Genomic DNA, 16,241 nt, shown 5'->3' on the forward strand with positions numbered 1-16,241 from the left:
GCTTTTGAGTAAAGAGAGGGGCCGCTTCGCGCCCCAACGGGAGCAAGCTCCCTCGCCACACAGGCTCGTTCCCACAAGGGATTGCGTACCACCCACCCTCCTGGCGTCTATGCTGCTGTGATATTCCTCGGTCGGAACCGCGCAATGCCTCCATCCACCCGCCCATTGCTGCTGTTTGCCGTGCTCGCCCTTGGCGGATGCGTGCGCTTGGGGCCGGACTTCCAGTCGCCCGGCGAGCCCTGGGTCGATCACTGGAATACGCCGAACCTCGACCACGCCAGCCAGCGGGCGTTGCAACCGGACATTCGCCAGTGGTGGGAGATTTTTGCCGATCCGACCCTGAACCGGTTGATCGCCGAAGCCGACGCGAACAATTCCAGCCTGAAGATTGTCGGTCTGCGGGTGATGGAGGCCCGCGCGCAATTGGGCATCGCCGAAAGCGGTCGCTACCCGCAACTGCAGCAGATCAGTGCCGACAGTGTGTACATCCATCGGGATCAATCGGGCGGGCGTAACCCGATAGACAGCCGATTCTGGCAGCACAGCGCCGGTTTCGATGTGGGCTGGGAACTGGATTTCTGGGGGCGTTTCAGCCGCGCCATCGAGGCGTCCGATGCCAGCTATTTCGCCGCTGAGGCCAACTATGACGACGCCCTGGTTCTGCTTCGCGCGCAGGTGGCCGACAGTTATTTTTCGCTTCGCACGACCCAGGCCCGTTTGCGGGTGGCCGAGGAAAACGCCCGCCAGCAGAAGCGCAATTACGAAATCACCGAAAAACTGTTCAAGAGCGGACAGACCGCCGAACTCGACCTGCAACAAGCCAAGACCCAATACCTCGGTACCCTGAGCAGCATCCCCGTCCTGCAAGATCAACTGGTGCGCTTGCGCAATGCCCTGGCGGTACTGATCGGTCAGCCGCCGGGAGCACTGCCGCTGGTGGTCGAGAACAACGGATTGATCCCGCTGGTGGACCGCGCCGTGCTGCAGGATGTGCCGGCCCAGCTGCTGCTGCGCCGTCCCGACGTGCGCGCTGCCGAACTGAATGTGGCCGCGCAGTCGGCGCTGGTAGGCGTCGCCGAAACCGATTTTTACCCGTCGCTGAGCCTGCTCGGCAGCATTGTCTGGTCCACCGATACCTTGAGCGGCAGCTCCCGCAGCCTGGACCTGATTGGCGGCCCGAGCCTGCGCTGGAACGTGTTCGACTACGGCCGTATCGGCAACAACGTGCGGGTGCAGGATGCGCGCCTGCAACAGCTGATCGAGGCCTATCGCGACAAGGTGCGCCAGGCTGCACGCGAGGCGGACGATGCCGCCAACGGCCTGACCCAGGCCTTGCAGCGCGAACGCATCCTGCGTGAGGCCGAAGGTGCGGCGAAACGCTCGCTGGAGCTGGCCAACGCGCTTTATCGCGAGGGCTATTCGGACTTTCAGCGGGTACTGGATGCCCAGCGCGCCCTGCTCGATACCCAGGACAGCTACCTGGTCAGTCGGGGTGATGCGGTGACTAACGTGATTGCTCTGTACAAGGCCCTGGGCGGTGGCTGGTACAGCGCCCTGGCCAAAGTCGATCCGGCCACGCGCCGGCAAATGGAACAACGCACCGATTGGGGCGACCTGCTGTCCGAGCCTCAGCCCGCCGCTTCCTTTCCCAACCCGGTAAGCCACCATGACTGACGCCGCGCCTCCCTCCTCCGATGCTCCGCAGCCAGCGGCCGCCGATCCGACCAAAAAAGGCATCAAATGGGTTCTGCTGCTGATCGTATTGAGCCTGACCTGGTATCTGCTGGCTGACCGCTTCACGCCCTACACGCAACAGGCACGGGTCGGCGCGTTCGTGATTCCGGTGGCGGCGGAAGTCGCGGGTCGGGTGATCCGCGTGCATGTGCGCAACAACCAGGACGTCAAGGCCGGGGACGTCATATTCGAGATCGACCCGCAGCCGTATCAGATCGCGGTCGACCGGGCGCGGGCAGACCTTGAATCCACCCGCCGGCAGATCGGCGCCAGTACCGCCGGCATCGCTTCGGCGCAGGCCAACCTGCGGGCGGCACAGGCCAACGAACTCAAGGCACGCCAGGACAATCAGCGCCTTGAAGGCCTGTACCGCGAAGACCCCGGCACCATTTCCGTACGCTTGCTGGAAGTCTCCCGCGCCAACCACGAAGCCGCCGTCAGCAAGGTCGCTGCGGCCCGCGCCGAAGTGCAGCGCGCCCGCGAGCAGGAAGGCGGCAGCGAGGAAGACAACGCCCTGCTGCGCAGCGCCGCCACCGCCCTGTCGAAAGCCGAACTGGATCTTGCCAACACTCAGGTTCGTGCACGCTCGGCCGGGCTGATCACCGACTTGCGCACCGACGTCGGCCAGTTCGCCGCGGCGGGCAACCCGGTGATGACCCTGATCGCGATCCACGATGTGTGGATCAGTGCCGACATGACCGAAAACAACCTGGCCTTGGTCCAGCCCGACTCACCGGTGTCGATCGTGTTGGATGCACTGCCCGGCGAAGTGTTCGAGGGCCGCGTGCGCAGTGTCGGTTATGGGGTCAGTGTGGGCCAGCCGCCCGCCCCGGGCAGTCTGCCGACGGTGCAGAACAGCCGTGACTGGCTGCGTCCGGCCCAGCGGTTTCCGGTGATCATCGAGTTTTCCCCCGAGTCACTGACCATGCTCAAGGACAACCGCGCCATCCGTGCCGGTGGCCAGGCCGAGGTCATGGCCTTTCCCAGCGAAGGCCACCTGTTGAACCCGCTGGGCCGGGTGTTTCTGTGGCTGATGAGCTGGCTGTCGTATGTCTATTAAGCAGCGCTCGCCAAGGGTTCAGCGTGCTCTGCGCCTGGCCACGGGGACCGCCCTGTGTCTGGCGGCCAGTTATGGCCTGGCATTGCCGATTCCCTTTCTGGCGCCGGTGCTGGGTGCGCTGCTGCTGGTCGCATCCAACCGCCCACTGCCCTTCAAGGCCGCCGTGATACTGGCGCTGGTCGCAATGTTGACCACCGGTATCGGCCTGCTGCTGATCCCGGTCCTGCGTTACTTCGCTGTCAGTGGTGTGCTGTTGATCGGGCTCTGTCTGTTTGCAGTCTTTCGTTTTGGCCTGCGCGGTGGCAACAACCTGATCGTCACCTTCCTGATCATTGGCCTGACCATGATTTCCTCCGCTGGCGTCCTGGAATTCGACCTGGCGCTGATGGTCATCAAGGCATTGGTCGCGGGACTCTTGCTGGCGGTCATGGTGGGGATCTTGAGTCACTGGCTGTTCCCCGAGCCTGACAATGCACCTGCACCACCCCCCGCCCCGACATTGGCACCGGACGAAGTTGGCCGGGTGGCGTTGCGTGCCACCCTGATCGTTATACCCGCGTTCCTGATGGCGCTGATCGATCCGGCCAGTTACCTGCCCATCGTCCTCAAGGCGGTCAATCTGGGGCAACAGAGTTCGACGACCTCGGCGCGCAACGCCGGACGCGAACTGGTCGGTTCTACCCTGCTTGGCGGCTTGCTGGCCATCCTGTTCTGGTGTGCGCTCAGCCTGTTCGTGCACCTGTGGATGTTCTTTTGGTGGATGTTGCTGTTCACGCTGCTGCTGGCGCGCAAGCTCTATGGATTGAGTCCAGGCCGGTTCAGCCCCGGGTTCTGGCTCAACAGCCTGATCACGATGATTATCCTGTTGGGGCAATCGGTGCAGGACAGCGCGGCGGGCAAGGACGTCTACACCGCGTTTGCGGTGCGCATGGGGTTGTTCATCGCGGTGACGCTGTATGCCTGTTTGATGGTGCATCTGCTCGAACAACGGCAAAAAACCATTATCAGGGCCTGATGCCGCGATCCTTGTGGGAGCGAGCCTGCTCGCGAAGAGATCATCAGCTTCAGCATCAATGTTGACTGACCCAACGCTTTCGCGAGCAGGCTCGCTCCCACAGGATTAGCCCTGGCAGGCACAGACTCAGGGATTGACCTGATAACCCTTGCCCTGCAAACAACTGGTATAGGCCGTCGAAGTGGTCGCGGCCGCGGTTTTTTCCTGGGCGCGGCGTTCCTGGCGCTGGCGTGAACCGCCGACCACGGCACCGGCGGCGGCAGTCTCTTTGGCGCGATTCTGCCGATAATCCTGCTTGGTATCGTCATCGACGCGATCATAGAACTCGTCATGCTGACGGCCACGCACTTGCGCCCCCGCCGCCCCGGCCGCCGCACCCACGGCGGCCCCCTTGAGCCGACCGCCGGACGCCGTGGTTGACGTCGACGAAGCCTGACTGGCGGCGATGCTGTGACACTCGTTGATGTCCACTTGCGTCTGTTGCGAACTTTGGCCTTTAAGCGGCACCACGGTTTCGGCCCATCCCTGGGCACTGAAAACCGCCAATGCGATGCATAGGCTGAGGGGTGACAGTTTCATGGTGACCTCCGGATGGGCGTGGTTCACCCTCAAGAAATTGTAGATCACCCCGCTTCATCCACCTCCATGACCAGGCTATTTCCGACCCAACGCACAGGTACCGCCTCCAACTGCGCCCCTTTGCACGGGCCGTCGATGCAGTGTCCGTCCTGGAAACGAAACATCGCACTGTGATGCGCGCACATCAGGACCTTGCCGCGATAGGTGCAGAACGCCTGCGGGCGATAGTCCAGCGGCACGGAAAAGTGCGGGCATCGGTTGATGTAGACCCACACATGCTCGCCTTGCCTCACGGCGATCAGTCCCGCCGGATGCAGTTGCCGGTGTTCGGGCAGGCCCAGGGCGCCACCGTCAGCGATGTCTTCGCGCTGGCACAACGTGATAGTGGTCATGATCAGCCACGCATTTCAGGATTGCCCAGGCTCCAATGCCAGGGACGAATCTGGATATTGGCAAACAGTCCGGCCTGTACATAGGGGTCGTCCTGGATGAACGCTTCCACCTCCGGCAGGCTGCCCGCCTCGATTACCAGCAATGTGCCATTCATCGCGGCCCCGGTGTCATCCAGGGTCGGACCGCCCAGGCGCACCACGACACGATGCTTGCCGGCGCGCAAATGAGCTTGATGACTGGGCCGCAAGCGCTGACGCAACGCCTGGGAATCCGGATGATCGGTGGCATATACCGCAAAAAACTGGCCCATGCTTCACTCTGTTTCCATGACGAATTCGTAACACGCCCGTTTGAACGGCAACTGGATATCCAGTTGTTCGGACACTTCATCATGGATGACCCGGTCCTCATAAATCACCTGTAGCGACTGTTTGACGCCGAACACGGCATCGGACTCCAGATACGGATCATCGTGATTGAACAAGTGGGTCACCAATTTGCGATACCCCGGTACATCGATCATGAAGTGCAGATGCGCAGGCCGCCACGGATGGCGATTGGCTGCATCGAGCATGCGACCGACCGGGCCATCGGTTGGAATCGGGTAGCACACAGGGACAATCGTGCGAATGGCGAAGTAGCCGTCGGCATTGGTGCGATAGCGACCGCGCAGGTTACCGAACGGCTGTGCGGTGTCCTGGCCCGAATACATGCCATTTTCGGCGGTCTGCCAGACATCCAGCACCGCGCCGGCCAGGGGATTGCCTCGGGTATCGACCACGCGACCGCGCACCAGCGCCGCTTCACCGGGGGTGAACGCCATCTTCTCGCCGAATTCACGCTCAGGCATGCCTTCGATATAGAACGGCCCGAACACCGTAGTGTCGGTGGCATTGGCACTGTGCCGGTGGTTGATCGCGTCGACCAGCATCGAAACACCGAGGGTATCGGACAGCAGAATGAATTCCTGACGCACCCGGCCATCGCATTTCTGGCCGGTTTCGGTGAGAAAGCGGATGCCTTCAAACCATTCCTGCTCGGTCAGTTCGACCTCACTGACAAACCCGTGCAGGTGGCGCACCAGGCTTTGCATGATCTGTCTGTAACGCGCGTTGGGCGCATGTTTGAAGCTGTTCAGCGCTTTTTCGGAGATCAGTGATTCGATGATTTTGTCTTGATCGGTCATTGTTATTATTCCGACGGGATGAGATCAGGCCGGCGCCAGGCCTTTGAAGGCGCGTGTCAGCAACGCTTCGATCGGGCCTTGTTCAAACGGCCGGGGATTGTAGTAAGGGCTGGCGCAGGCGATTTGCGCGGCTTCGGCCGGTCCGTTTTCAGGCAGGCCGATGTCCGCCAGCGCCAATGGAATACCCAGCTTCCGGTTCAGCGCGTACAGCAAGCCACCCACCTCGCTCGCCTCGCTGCCACCCAGGGCACGCGCGGCGCGCTGCAACGGTCCTGCTGCCGCTTCACGGTTGTAATGGGCGGCATGGGGCAAGACGATGGCGTGCGCTTGTGCGTGGGGCAGATTGAAGGTTCCGCCCAGGGTGTGGCACAGCTTGTGGTGCAACGCCATGCCGACTGACCCCAGGCAGATGCCTGCCAGCCAGGCGCCGTACAACGCCTGGCTGCGCGCCTGCGGATCATTCGGATCATTGACCACGCCCGGCAACGCCTGCGCCAGCGAGCGTATCGATTCTTCGGCCATGAAGCCGATGATCGGGTTGGCGTCCTGGGCGTACAGCGCTTCAACGGCGTGGGCCATGGCGTTCATGCCCGAGCAGGCCGAAATCTGCGCCGGCAATGTCAGCGTCAATTGCGGATCATAGATCACGGTTTTCGGCAAAACCCTGGGGTCACGTCCGGTTTTCTTCAGGCGGTTTTCGGTCAACCCGTAGATCGGCGTCATCTCCGAGCCGGCGTAAGTCGTCGGCACGGCTACGATCGGCAGTCCGGAATCCATGGCAATCGCCTTGCCCAGACCGATGGTCGATCCACCGCCGATGGCCACGCAGCAATCGGCATCCAGACGTGCCGCTTCGACTCGCGCCGCTTGCGCCACTTCCAGCGGAACGTGCATCACCGCCTTCGAATAAACACCTGCCGCACGATCGCCCAGCAAAGCCGCGACCTGTTCACCGAGCCCGTGCTGCTCGGGCGTGGTGAGGATCAGCGCACGCCGGGCACCCAGCCGTTCGATCTCTTCAGCCAACGCCGAGAGCTTGCCCCAGCCGAACACCACGCGGGTCGGCAGGCTTTGGTAGATGAAAGCATTCATGGCAGGCCTCAGCGCTTGAAGTGTGGAGCGATTTTGGCGTCGACGTTGACCCAGACCGAGCGGGCTTCGGTGTAGTCGTGGATCGCCTCGAAGCCCATTTCACGGCCATAGCCCGATTGCCCTACACCGCCGAACGGGCTGCCGGGGCTGACGCGTTTGTAGCAGTTGATCCAGCACATGCCGGCGTGAATCGCGTCGGCCATTTTGTGCGCCCGGGCCAGGTTCTGCGTCCACAGGCCGCTGCCCAATCCGTACTCGGTGCCGTTGGCGATGGCCAAGGCTTCTTCGTCGGTGCTGAAACGCACCACGGTGACGAAGGGGCCGAAGACTTCTTCCTGGCAGACCCGATCACCGGGCTTGGCCTCGACAACTGTGGGTTCGATATAAAAACCGTTGGCCAACGCCTTGTCGTCCGGCGCCTTGCCGCCCGCCAGGATCTTGCCGCCTTGTTCAATGGCGATATCGACGTAAGACATCACGCGGTCACGATGCAGTGCCGAGGTCAGCGGACCCATTTCGGTTTCGGGGTCCATCGGGTTGCCGAGGCGAATGGATTTGGCCAGGGCGATGAAACGCTCAAGGAATGCGTCGGCGATGTCTTTGTGCAGAATCAAACGCGAACCGGCGATGCAGGCCTGCCCCTGATTGTGGAAGATCGCCCAGGCCGCGCCGTTGACCGCCGCTTCCAGGTTGGCGTCTGCAAACACAATATTGGCGCCTTTTCCGCCCAGCTCCAGCTGAATGCGCTTGAGATTGCTTTTCGACGCTTCAACAATCCGCCGCCCCGTCGCCGTGGACCCGGTAAAGGCAATCTTGCCCACATCCAGGTGTTCGGCCAGTGCCTGGCCCGCGGTATGGCCGTAACCCGGCACCACGTTGACCACGCCTTTGGGGAAACCGACTTGCGTCATCAGTTCGACGATACGCAAAGTCGTCAGCGGGGTGATTTCCGACGGCTTGATGACAATGGTGTTGCCTGCTGCGAGCGCCGGGCCCATTTTCCAACTGGTGAACATCAACGGAAAGTTCCAGGGCACGATCTGCCCCACCACACCAATCGGCTTGCGCTGCACGTAATTGAGGAAGCCGGCTTCGACCGGAATCACCGAACCTTCGATCTTGTCGGCCATCCCGCCGAAATAGCGGAAACAGGCGGCGGTGCGCGGTACGTCGAGGCCACGGGAATCACGAATCGGATGCCCGGTGTTGAGGGATTCGAGCTGCGCCAGCTCTTCACCGCATTCTTCGATCCTGTCCGCCAGTTTGAGCAACAGCCGCCCGCGTTCGGCGGCGCCCAGGGCCGACCAGGCCGGGAACGCACGTTTGGCGGCGGCCACCGCGAGATCGATGTCAGCGGCTTCGGCGGCGGCAATGCGGGTGATCAGCGAGCCGTCATGGGGCGAGACGACGTCGATGGTGCCACCGGCGACCGCATCCACGAATCGGCCATCGATATAGAGCTGATTTTGCATAATATTTTCCTCGCACCGCGCCTGGGGCGCAGTGTCTGATGACTTGATTCTTGATCGCCTGGCCCGACAAACGCCGGGCCGGACACCGTTCTCAGAACTCGATCGGATACGGCTTCAGTTCGCCGCTTTCGTAGCGCTGTGGCAGGTTCGGCGTGGCGTTTTCCCAGACCATCAGCATCGAGCGCTTGGTGGAATAGCCCTGGTGGCGAATGTCGGCGGGCATGGCGCAAATGTCGCCGGCACGCATGGTGATGCGGGCACGCGGGTTACCGTCTTCCTTGTCGCCGACATCCCAGATGATCTCGTCCGACAGCTGCAAGAACCACTCCACCCGGTCATTGCCATGGAACACCGGCAGGATGAATTCTTCGGTGGTCGGGCAGAACAGGCTGGCTTTGCACACGGAGGTCACAGACGGGTTCCAGGTCACGTCGGAGCGCGACAGGTACTTGAACAGGCTGAAGGCATGCAGCTCGCCTTCGAAACCTTCAGCAGCGTGCACTTCGGGTTCCTCCTGGGAAACATCGATGAACTGGCGATTGACCGGCAGGTCGTTGCGCAGCGGCGAGTCGTCTTTCAGGCCCGGCATGCGTTTGGTGGCGATGCGGAAGCGTTCGATGGCCTCGATGTTGTTGCCATTCTTGCGACCGAAGGCGCTGCCGGTTTCTTCCGGTGCGGCGAAGGGGTCGAAGGTGGCATTGGTCCAGTCGCGCAGGATCGCCTTGAAGGTCGCCATGATCAGCGGTGTTTCGAAGTTCTCGGTGTAGTTGACCCCGGCGGCCTTGAGCGTGCCATTGAAGGTGCCGGCATACAGGTCGACTTTGCCGTAGTAATTGCGCGTGCCGATAACATGATCGAAGTTGACCCAACCGTAGAAAAAGCCCCAGGCCACATCCCGCATCAGGGCGCGGAGGAAGGCATCCACCGGAATCAGGTGCGAACGGGTCTGCCCTTTGGCGGGCCAGGTGATACGGGCAAAATATTCGTCGCGCGACAGTTCGAAGGCGCCCAACTGGAAGGTGCAATAGCCGGTCACGGGATGGGGCGGGCTGATCTTGACGTCATCGTCGGCAAACAGTGCGGTGTCGGCAGCGGTTTCTAGCATGGCCATGTCGGGTTCCTCTTGTTTTTGTTGGCGGGGGTGGCTGGGCTGATCACTTGAAGCAGATGTCTGCCCACTTCTCGACCGACAACGGTCCTTTGATGGTTTGCTGCAGGATCACGCCCGGGCGGCTGGCTTCGAAGCGATAGGCGGTGCCCACTGGCAACAGGCACTGATGGCCGCGCTTGAGCAACACGTAACCCATGGGTTTGCCGGCGGGAACCTCACCGGCCAGCCGCGTGCCCTCGCCGTCTTTCAACGGCGCATCGAGCTTGAGGAAATCCACCCGTACTTCACCGTCCATGACGATGGCGAATTCGTCGTGTGCTGCCGTGTACCAGGGCGATTGGCCTTCGGCGCGCAGGGTTTCGACGACGTAGCCCAGATTCAGGCCGACCACGACTTTTTCGTAAGGAAGCGATTTGTCCGCCACTTCGAAGATATTCGAAAAGGCGTAATGACTGGCCTGGCCACTGATGATTTCAAGCGACCCTTTGCTGTAATTGGCCAGCGAGCCGAAGACTGTTTCGATTGCCGCGCTACTCATGGTTTTCACCGTTTTGTTGTTGTAGTAACAGTGAGCCAACAGTACGTCGCACCCCTTGCTGGAACAATCAGGCAGTCGGCGACAACAGTGTTCGCGAAACGCAAACACTGGAGGCACTGCAATCCTTGTGGGAGCGAGCCTGCTCCGGGCGGCGTTCCGACGAAGACGGTGTGTCAGCCAACATCCCTGCCGGATGTAGAACCGCATTCGCGAGCAGGCTCGCTCCCACAGGTTTGGTGTATGACTCAGCGCACCCAGCCGCGCTCCAGCAAAGGCTTGTCCCAGCAGGGTTCGTCGCCGAAGTTTTCCACCAGGAAGTCGATCAACGTCCGTACTTTCAGGGCCCGGCGCTGGGTCGCGGGGTACACCGCGGAGAAATTGAAGGAGGACAAGGCGTACTCCGGCAGCACCGGAATCAGGCGTCCGCTTTGCAGATCGTCGCTGGCCACCAGGGTCGGCAAGCAGACAATACACACCCCGGTCGATGCGTAATCACGCAGCAGATGCACGGAGTTCGAACGCACCTGACCTGGCAGGCTCAGTTCCACTTGCTCGTCCTCCCCGCTGAAGATCCAGCGGTTGCGCGACGGGTAGCCCTCATACAGGGCAATCTTGTGTTGCAGCAATTGCTGGGGGTGCGTGGGCATGCCGAATTCTTCGGCATAGTCGGGGGACATGCAGAACAACCGGCGAACGCTGAACAGCTTGCGTTCGATTAGGGTTTCCGCCATGGGCGGGAACATCTGGAACGCCACATCGAAGCCTTCTTCGATCGGGTCGACCACCCGGTCGTTGACGATGACGTCCACCTCGATGTCCGGATACAGCCGCGTGAACTCGGCCAGCATCCTGCCGAAGTGACCGATGGCAAACCCCGGCAGCATCTGCACCCGCAGTTTTCCGGTGGGTTTGGCGCGCAACTCGCGCATGTGTTCGGTCAACGAGTTGAAACTCGCAACCATGTCGGCGCACTCCCGGTAGTACGTCTCCCCTACTTCCGAGAGCCGCACGTGGCGTGTACTGCGATGGAACAACGGCGCATTGATGAACTGTTCCAGTTGCTGGATCCGGTGGGTGATCACCGAGCGGGTCACGCCCAGTTGCTGGGCGGCCCTGGCGAAGTTACCGGTCTCGGCAACACGCACAAAGGCTTCGACACTGAGTAAACGATCCATGGGGCAGGTTCTCTGGAGGTGTAGGAGCGAGCTTGCTCGCGATGAACGCCCAGTCAACGCGGGCATTCAGATAGCCCGCGTTATCGTTAACGACCATCGCGAGCGAGCTCGCTCCTACAGGTAGCCGGACGGTACAGCGAGGTTAGCCTGTCGGCACCTCGCACTCCAGATACCTGACGGCAAGTCATGGCCGGGGTTGCACCGACAACCGCCGTTGCATGGGAAAAACCTGCCAACCCAGCCGCTCACTGATCAGCCCCCACACCCCTTGCGGCGCCTTGAGCATCATCACCACCGCGACCACACCCAGGATGATCATGTACACGGCGCCGTATTGGGCCAGGCATCCGCGCAACGCAAAATAGATCAACGTGCCGATCAAAGGCCCCTCCAGGGTGCCGATGCCGCCGATGATGACGATGAAAATCACCACCGCCGTCCAGTCCTGCAGGTTGAACGCCGCATCCGGGGATATCCTCAGCTTTTGCAGGAAGATCAACGCCCCGACCACTCCGGTGCAACCGGCCGCCAACACGTACACCATCAGCTTGGTCCGGAAGGTATTGACCCCCAGGCTGCCGGAGGCCGGCTCGGAATCGCGGATCGACGCCAGGGCCAGGCCCTGGCGCGAACGCAGCAGGAAGAACACCACCGCCACCGCGCCGATGGCGATGGCCAGTGCGGTGAAGTAGATCAGCATCTCGCGCCCGTCACGGTCATTGCCGATCTGTCGTACGATCGCCGCCGGCAGACTTTGTCCCGAACCGCCGCCCAGACTGCTCATCTGCGCCAGCCCCAGGCGCAAGACTTCGGCCACCACCCAGGTGCCGATCGCAAAGTAAGCGCCGCGCAGCCGGAACACGATCAACGCGGTGGGAATCGCCAACAGTGCGACCGCCACGCCCGAGAGCAGCACCGCGAACAAGGGCGGCACCCCCAGTTGCGTCGACAGCATGAACAACAGATAGCCACCCAGGCCGACAAACGCCTGCTGCCCGACCGAAACCATGCCGGCATAACCCGCCAACAGGTTCCACATTTGTGCCAGGGCCAGGTAATAGGCGAATTCCACCACCAGCCGCAGGCTGGCACGATCGGCCCAGAACGGTGCACTGATCAGCACCAGCACGCACAGCCCGAGCAATGACAGCCCGACCCGGCTGCTGGTGGTTGTGCGTTGTACGCGATAAGTCAGCGCAGGATTATTCAAGGCATTCATCAGTCGACACTCCGGGGAAACAGGCCACGCGGGCGCACGACCAGGATCAGCAGAAACACAAGGTGACCGGCGAGGATTTGCCAGCCGGGATCGATTTTTGCGCCCAGCGCCTGGGCGATGCCGAGAATCACTCCGCCCGCCAGGGTGCCCCACAGGCTGCCCAGGCCGCCGATGATCACGGCTTCAAAGCCGTACAACAGGCGCGCCGGCCCCACGGTGGGATCGAAACTGGTGCGAATGGCCAGGAACACTCCGGCGATCGACACCACCGCCATCGCCAGCGCCATGGCCAAGCCGAAAATATGTGCGTTGTTGACACCCATCAGCCGTGCAGTCTGCTGGTCATCGGAAGTGGCGCGGAACGCACGGCCCAACTCGGTTTTATAGAACAGCAATTGCAGGCCGCCGATGATCAGCAATGCACTGCCGAACACCATTAGCGGCATGATCCCCACGCTGAGGCTGCCCAAGCCGACACTGGCGACTTCCAGATCGCCCTGGGACAGCTTCTGGCTGTCGGCGCTGAAAAACTCCAGCAACACGTTTTGCACGATGATCGACAGACCGAAGGTCACCAGCAGCGGCGGCAGAATGTCCTGGCCGAGTGTCCGGTTGAGCAGGCCGCGCTGCAGCAGGTAGCCGAAACAGAACATCACTGGCACGACGATCACCAGGCTGGCCAGCGGACTGAAACCCAGGTGGTGGACCACCATCAGCGCCAGGTACGACGCCAGTACGATGAAATCGCCATGGGCGATATTGACCAGGCGCATGATCCCGAACATCAGCGACAGCCCTACCGCGAACATGGCGTAGAGACCACCGAGCAACATGCCCTGCAAAAGCGTATTGAGCCATTCCATCACTAAACCCCAAAGTACGCGGCTTTGATTTGCGCCTTGTCGACGTCCCCGGGCCGGCCGGTCAGGGACACGCGCCCTTCCTGCAAGCAATAGAAACGGTCGCAGACACTCAGCGCCTGATTAATGTCCTGTTCGACGAGAATCACCGTGGTGCCGTCGGCCTTGATCGAGGGCAGCGCGGCGTAGATGTCCTTGATCGTGGTCGGTGCCAGCCCCAGGCTGATCTCGTCGCACAGCAGCAAGTACGGGTTAGCCATCAGGCCCCGGCCAATCGCAACCATCTGCTGCTGGCCGCCGGATAGCGCGGTGCCGGGGCGTTTACGCAGCTTTTCCAGAACCGGAAACAATTGATAGATACGGGCCAGCGTCCAGGGTCCCGGGCGTTTGCTGTAGGCGCCGATCTGCAGGTTTTCCTCGACGCTCAGCGATGGAAAAAGCTTTCGACCTTCCGGCACCAGGGCGATGCCGCGCGCTATCACCTGGTTGGCCGCCAGGTCGCCGATGGGCTGGCCCCTGAAGGTGATCGCATTCGGCTGGTTTTTGATCTGCCCCGCCAGCGAGCGCAGGAACGTCGATTTGCCGGCACCGTTGGAGCCGATGATCGCCACGGTTTCGCCCTCATCCAGCGTGAGGCTGATGTCGAACAGTGCTTGAAAGTCGCCATAGCCGGCGCAGAGTCTGTCGATGGACAGCAGGTTTGTCTGGGTCGTCATGTCTCAGCTCCCGATGCCCATGTAAATGTCCTGGACCCGTGGGTCGGCCATGACGCTGCGCGGCTCGCCTTCAGCCAGTTTGGCGCCGAAGTTGATGACCGTCAGGCGGCTGACCACCGCCAGCAAGGCGTGCACGATGTGTTCGATCCAGATGATGGCGACGCCGGCCTTGTGAATGCCCTGGATGGTTTCCACCAGTGCCAGGCATTCCGGTTCGGTCAGGCCACCGGCGATTTCATCGAGCAACAGCAAGCGTGGCCGGGTCGACAAGGCACGGGCCATTTCCAGTCGCTTGCGGTCGAGCAGCGTCAGCGAGCCGGCCAACACGTTAGCCTTGCGCATCAGCCCCGTCAGTTCCAGGGTCTGCGCGCACCATTGGCTGGCCTCCTTGTCGCGCAACCGCGCGCCGAAGGTGGCGCCCACCAGCAGATTCTCGAACACGGTCATTTTCACGAACGGATGCGGGATCTGGTGGGAACGGCCGATGCCTTGCTGGCAACGCCTGAACACCGGCTCGCGGGTGACGTTGCGACCTTCGAAATGGATGCTGCCGCTGTCCGCCGCCACGCCACCGGCGATCAGGTTGAACAGCGTGCTTTTACCCGCGCCGTTGGGGCCGATGATGCCCAGGGCCTCGCCGGGCTGCAGACTCAGGCTCATGGCATCGGTGACTTTCACCTCGCCATAGCTTTTATGCACATCGTTCAGTTGTAGAAGTGGCTGTTGCATGGAGCACCTGCTTGCTTGAACGCGATCAATACGTAATGGCCTGCATCTCGCCGCCCAACGGGATCGCCGGCGCGGTGGCATTGCTGGTCACGATCAGGTCGTATTTGTTGTCATTGCCCAGGCGCCATTGGCCACTGACCAGCGGGGTCTTGGCGACGTTCTTCACCGGTCCGCCGTTCCAGTTGATCGGCCCGACGACGGTGTTGAGATGGGTCTTGAGCAAGGCGTCACGCACGGCCTGCGCATTGCCGATTTCTTCGGTGCGCTGGAGGATGTCCACCGCCAGTTCGAACAGGGCGTGCACGAAGCCCAAGGGTTGCGTCCACTGTTTGCCGGTGGCCTGGGTGAAGCCCTGGGCGAGTTGCCCGGCACTGGCGCCTGTCAACGACGAGCTGAACGGGTGCGTCGGGCTCCACCAGATTTCGGTCGACAGGTTGTTGCCGGCCTTGCCCAGCGCTTCGACCGCCGTGGGAAACAGCAACGCCTTGCCCACCGACACCGCTTTGGGCTTGAACCCCTGCTGGCGGGCCTGGGTCCAGAACGTCGTGAGGTCCGGCGGAATGACCACGCCGGTGACAATCTCGACCTCGGCCTTTTTGAACGCGGCGATCTGCGCGGAGAAATCATCGGTCAGGCTCTGGAAGCGACCGGGGTCGACCAGTTGGAATCCCTTTTGCGCCAGCACCGGTGGAAACCCGAGCTTCGAATCGCCCCAGGCATTGCCATCGCCATCGTTGGGGAACAGACCACCGATCACCTTGTCGGTCTGCATCGCACCCCACATCGAGGTGTAGGTGCCGATCACATCTTCCAGGCCCCAGAAAAAGTGGTAGGTCCACTCAAAACCCTGATCGGGTTTGCCGCCACGGGTGAAGAACCATGGCTGCCAGGGCGCCACCGTGGAAATGCAGGGGATTTCGTTGATTTCGCATTGGTCGGACACCGGGTTGGTGGTTTCCGGTGTCGACGACACCAGCATCAGATCGACCTGATCCGACAGGATCAGCTCGCTCGCCACCTCCGCCGCACGGTTGGGGTTGGATTGGCTGTCCTTGACGATGACTTCCAGGCGGTACGCCTTGCCAGCCACAGTGATCGAGTTCTTCAGGGTTTGCTTGAGCGAGTCGATGATGTAGTTGTCGGCGGCCGCAAACGGCGCCAGCGGCCCGGTTTGCGGGCTGACGTAGCCGAGCTTGATCACCCGCTCGCTGCCCACGGCGAAGTTGAACGGCAGGCTGGCCAGGGCAATCCCGCCGGCGGCGACACTGGTGCCACGCAGGAAATCACGACGTGAGACGTCGCGGCCAAACAGGTTTTTATCGTTGTTATCTGTCATGTAAATACTCCAGTACGGCTACGGGC

17 protein-coding genes are annotated in these 16,241 nt (G+C 61.8%); 3 read left to right on the forward strand and 14 right to left on the reverse strand.

All coding sequences use genetic code 11. The features are described 5' to 3' along the window. Positions 1-144: 144 nt before the first annotated feature. From ACW9HW_RS12990 to ACW9HW_RS13000, 3 genes are read left to right on the forward strand one after another with little or no spacing between them, the layout of a single operon-like run. Entirely contained in the window at positions 145-1,674 is a 1,530-nt protein-coding gene (locus ACW9HW_RS12990; protein ID WP_095194857.1) for a TolC family protein, read from the forward strand. Beyond that, the gene (locus ACW9HW_RS12995; RefSeq protein ID WP_457400150.1) at positions 1,667-2,794 is read left to right on the forward strand and encodes an HlyD family secretion protein; all 1,128 of its coding nucleotides are present in this window, start codon (positions 1,667-1,669) and stop codon (positions 2,792-2,794) included. Before ACW9HW_RS12990 ends, ACW9HW_RS12995 begins: the two co-directional genes overlap by 8 nt. Further along, on the forward strand, positions 2,784-3,809 hold the full coding sequence (locus ACW9HW_RS13000) for a DUF2955 domain-containing protein (protein ID WP_457400151.1): 1,026 nt from the start codon (positions 2,784-2,786) through the stop codon (positions 3,807-3,809). Before ACW9HW_RS12995 ends, ACW9HW_RS13000 begins: the two co-directional genes overlap by 11 nt. A 126-nt stretch (positions 3,810-3,935) precedes the next feature. On the opposite strand, the gene ACW9HW_RS13005 is transcribed toward ACW9HW_RS13000, so the two are convergent. The 14 genes from ACW9HW_RS13005 to ACW9HW_RS13070 form a co-directional block, all read right to left on the reverse strand. Continuing rightward, complete coding sequence (locus ACW9HW_RS13005; RefSeq protein ID WP_095194906.1) at positions 3,936-4,388, reverse strand: YMGG-like glycine zipper-containing protein; 453 nt, start codon at positions 4,386-4,388, stop codon at positions 3,936-3,938. A gap of 44 nt (positions 4,389-4,432) precedes the next feature. Beyond that, the gene (locus ACW9HW_RS13010; RefSeq protein WP_095194854.1) at positions 4,433-4,780 is read right to left on the reverse strand and encodes a Rieske (2Fe-2S) protein; all 348 of its coding nucleotides are present in this window, start codon (positions 4,778-4,780) and stop codon (positions 4,433-4,435) included. A gap of 2 nt (positions 4,781-4,782) precedes the next feature. Beyond that, positions 4,783-5,091, reverse strand: coding sequence for a YciI family protein (locus ACW9HW_RS13015; RefSeq protein WP_457400152.1), 309 nt, complete (start codon positions 5,089-5,091; stop codon positions 4,783-4,785). 3 nt (positions 5,092-5,094) lie between these two features. Beyond that, complete coding sequence (locus ACW9HW_RS13020; RefSeq protein WP_457400154.1) at positions 5,095-5,967, reverse strand: dioxygenase family protein; 873 nt, start codon at positions 5,965-5,967, stop codon at positions 5,095-5,097. Between the two features lie 24 nt (positions 5,968-5,991). Continuing rightward, positions 5,992-7,059 (reverse strand): maleylacetate reductase, encoded by a 1,068-nt coding sequence (locus ACW9HW_RS13025; RefSeq protein ID WP_095194851.1) that lies wholly within the window; start codon positions 7,057-7,059, stop codon positions 5,992-5,994. An 8-nt stretch (positions 7,060-7,067) separates the two neighbouring features. Continuing rightward, entirely contained in the window at positions 7,068-8,531 is a 1,464-nt protein-coding gene (locus ACW9HW_RS13030) for an aldehyde dehydrogenase family protein (protein ID WP_457400156.1), read from the reverse strand. 91 nt (positions 8,532-8,622) lie between these two features. Further along, entirely contained in the window at positions 8,623-9,642 is a 1,020-nt protein-coding gene (locus ACW9HW_RS13035) for a hydroxyquinol 1,2-dioxygenase (protein ID WP_095194849.1), read from the reverse strand. Positions 9,643-9,685: 43 nt separating this feature from the next. Next, on the reverse strand, positions 9,686-10,180 hold the full coding sequence (locus ACW9HW_RS13040; RefSeq protein WP_457400157.1) for a hydroxyquinol 1,2-dioxygenase: 495 nt from the start codon (positions 10,178-10,180) through the stop codon (positions 9,686-9,688). 245 nt (positions 10,181-10,425) lie between these two features. Continuing rightward, a complete protein-coding gene (locus ACW9HW_RS13045; protein WP_095194848.1) occupies positions 10,426-11,355 on the reverse strand; it encodes a LysR family transcriptional regulator in 930 nt (309 codons plus the stop codon). 184 nt (positions 11,356-11,539) lie between these two features. Beyond that, complete coding sequence (locus ACW9HW_RS13050; RefSeq protein ID WP_457400158.1) at positions 11,540-12,574, reverse strand: branched-chain amino acid ABC transporter permease; 1,035 nt, start codon at positions 12,572-12,574, stop codon at positions 11,540-11,542. Beyond that, on the reverse strand, positions 12,574-13,437 hold the full coding sequence (locus tag ACW9HW_RS13055) for a branched-chain amino acid ABC transporter permease (RefSeq protein WP_457400160.1): 864 nt from the start codon (positions 13,435-13,437) through the stop codon (positions 12,574-12,576). Before ACW9HW_RS13055 ends, ACW9HW_RS13050 begins: the two co-directional genes overlap by 1 nt. 2 nt (positions 13,438-13,439) lie before the next feature. Further along, positions 13,440-14,132: an ABC transporter ATP-binding protein gene (locus ACW9HW_RS13060; RefSeq protein WP_457400185.1), complete on the reverse strand. Its 693-nt coding sequence runs from the start codon at positions 14,130-14,132 to the stop codon at positions 13,440-13,442. Positions 14,133-14,153: 21 nt separating this feature from the next. After that, positions 14,154-14,879: an ABC transporter ATP-binding protein gene (locus ACW9HW_RS13065; RefSeq protein WP_457400162.1), complete on the reverse strand. Its 726-nt coding sequence runs from the start codon at positions 14,877-14,879 to the stop codon at positions 14,154-14,156. A 25-nt stretch (positions 14,880-14,904) separates the two neighbouring features. Continuing rightward, a complete protein-coding gene (locus tag ACW9HW_RS13070) occupies positions 14,905-16,215 on the reverse strand; it encodes an ABC transporter substrate-binding protein (protein WP_457400164.1) in 1,311 nt (436 codons plus the stop codon). Positions 16,216-16,241 lie beyond the last annotated feature (26 nt).

Source organism: Pseudomonas sp. SDO5532_S415 (assembly GCF_054071155.1).

Coding starts and splice junctions, on each gene's coding strand:
- ACW9HW_RS13025 (WP_095194851.1), bottom strand. CDS start 7,059: ATGAATGCTTTCATCTACCAAAGCCTGCCGACCCGCGTGGTGTTCGGC.
- ACW9HW_RS13055 (WP_457400160.1), bottom strand. CDS start 13,437: ATGGAATGGCTCAATACGCTTTTGCAGGGCATGTTGCTCGGTGGTCTC.
- ACW9HW_RS12990 (WP_095194857.1), top strand. CDS start 145: ATGCCTCCATCCACCCGCCCATTGCTGCTGTTTGCCGTGCTCGCCCTT.
- ACW9HW_RS13045 (WP_095194848.1), bottom strand. CDS start 11,355: ATGGATCGTTTACTCAGTGTCGAAGCCTTTGTGCGTGTTGCCGAGACC.
- ACW9HW_RS13040 (WP_457400157.1), bottom strand. CDS start 10,180: ATGAGTAGCGCGGCAATCGAAACAGTCTTCGGCTCGCTGGCCAATTAC.
- ACW9HW_RS13035 (WP_095194849.1), bottom strand. CDS start 9,642: ATGGCCATGCTAGAAACCGCTGCCGACACCGCACTGTTTGCCGACGAT.
- ACW9HW_RS13070 (WP_457400164.1), bottom strand. CDS start 16,215: ATGACAGATAACAACGATAAAAACCTGTTTGGCCGCGACGTCTCACGT.
- ACW9HW_RS13020 (WP_457400154.1), bottom strand. CDS start 5,967: ATGACCGATCAAGACAAAATCATCGAATCACTGATCTCCGAAAAAGCG.
- ACW9HW_RS13005 (WP_095194906.1), bottom strand. CDS start 4,388: ATGAAACTGTCACCCCTCAGCCTATGCATCGCATTGGCGGTTTTCAGT.
- ACW9HW_RS13030 (WP_457400156.1), bottom strand. CDS start 8,531: ATGCAAAATCAGCTCTATATCGATGGCCGATTCGTGGATGCGGTCGCC.
- ACW9HW_RS13015 (WP_457400152.1), bottom strand. CDS start 5,091: ATGGGCCAGTTTTTTGCGGTATATGCCACCGATCATCCGGATTCCCAG.
- ACW9HW_RS13050 (WP_457400158.1), bottom strand. CDS start 12,574: ATGAATGCCTTGAATAATCCTGCGCTGACTTATCGCGTACAACGCACA.
- ACW9HW_RS12995 (WP_457400150.1), top strand. CDS start 1,667: ATGACTGACGCCGCGCCTCCCTCCTCCGATGCTCCGCAGCCAGCGGCC.
- ACW9HW_RS13065 (WP_457400162.1), bottom strand. CDS start 14,879: ATGCAACAGCCACTTCTACAACTGAACGATGTGCATAAAAGCTATGGC.
- ACW9HW_RS13000 (WP_457400151.1), top strand. CDS start 2,784: ATGTCTATTAAGCAGCGCTCGCCAAGGGTTCAGCGTGCTCTGCGCCTG.
- ACW9HW_RS13010 (WP_095194854.1), bottom strand. CDS start 4,780: ATGACCACTATCACGTTGTGCCAGCGCGAAGACATCGCTGACGGTGGC.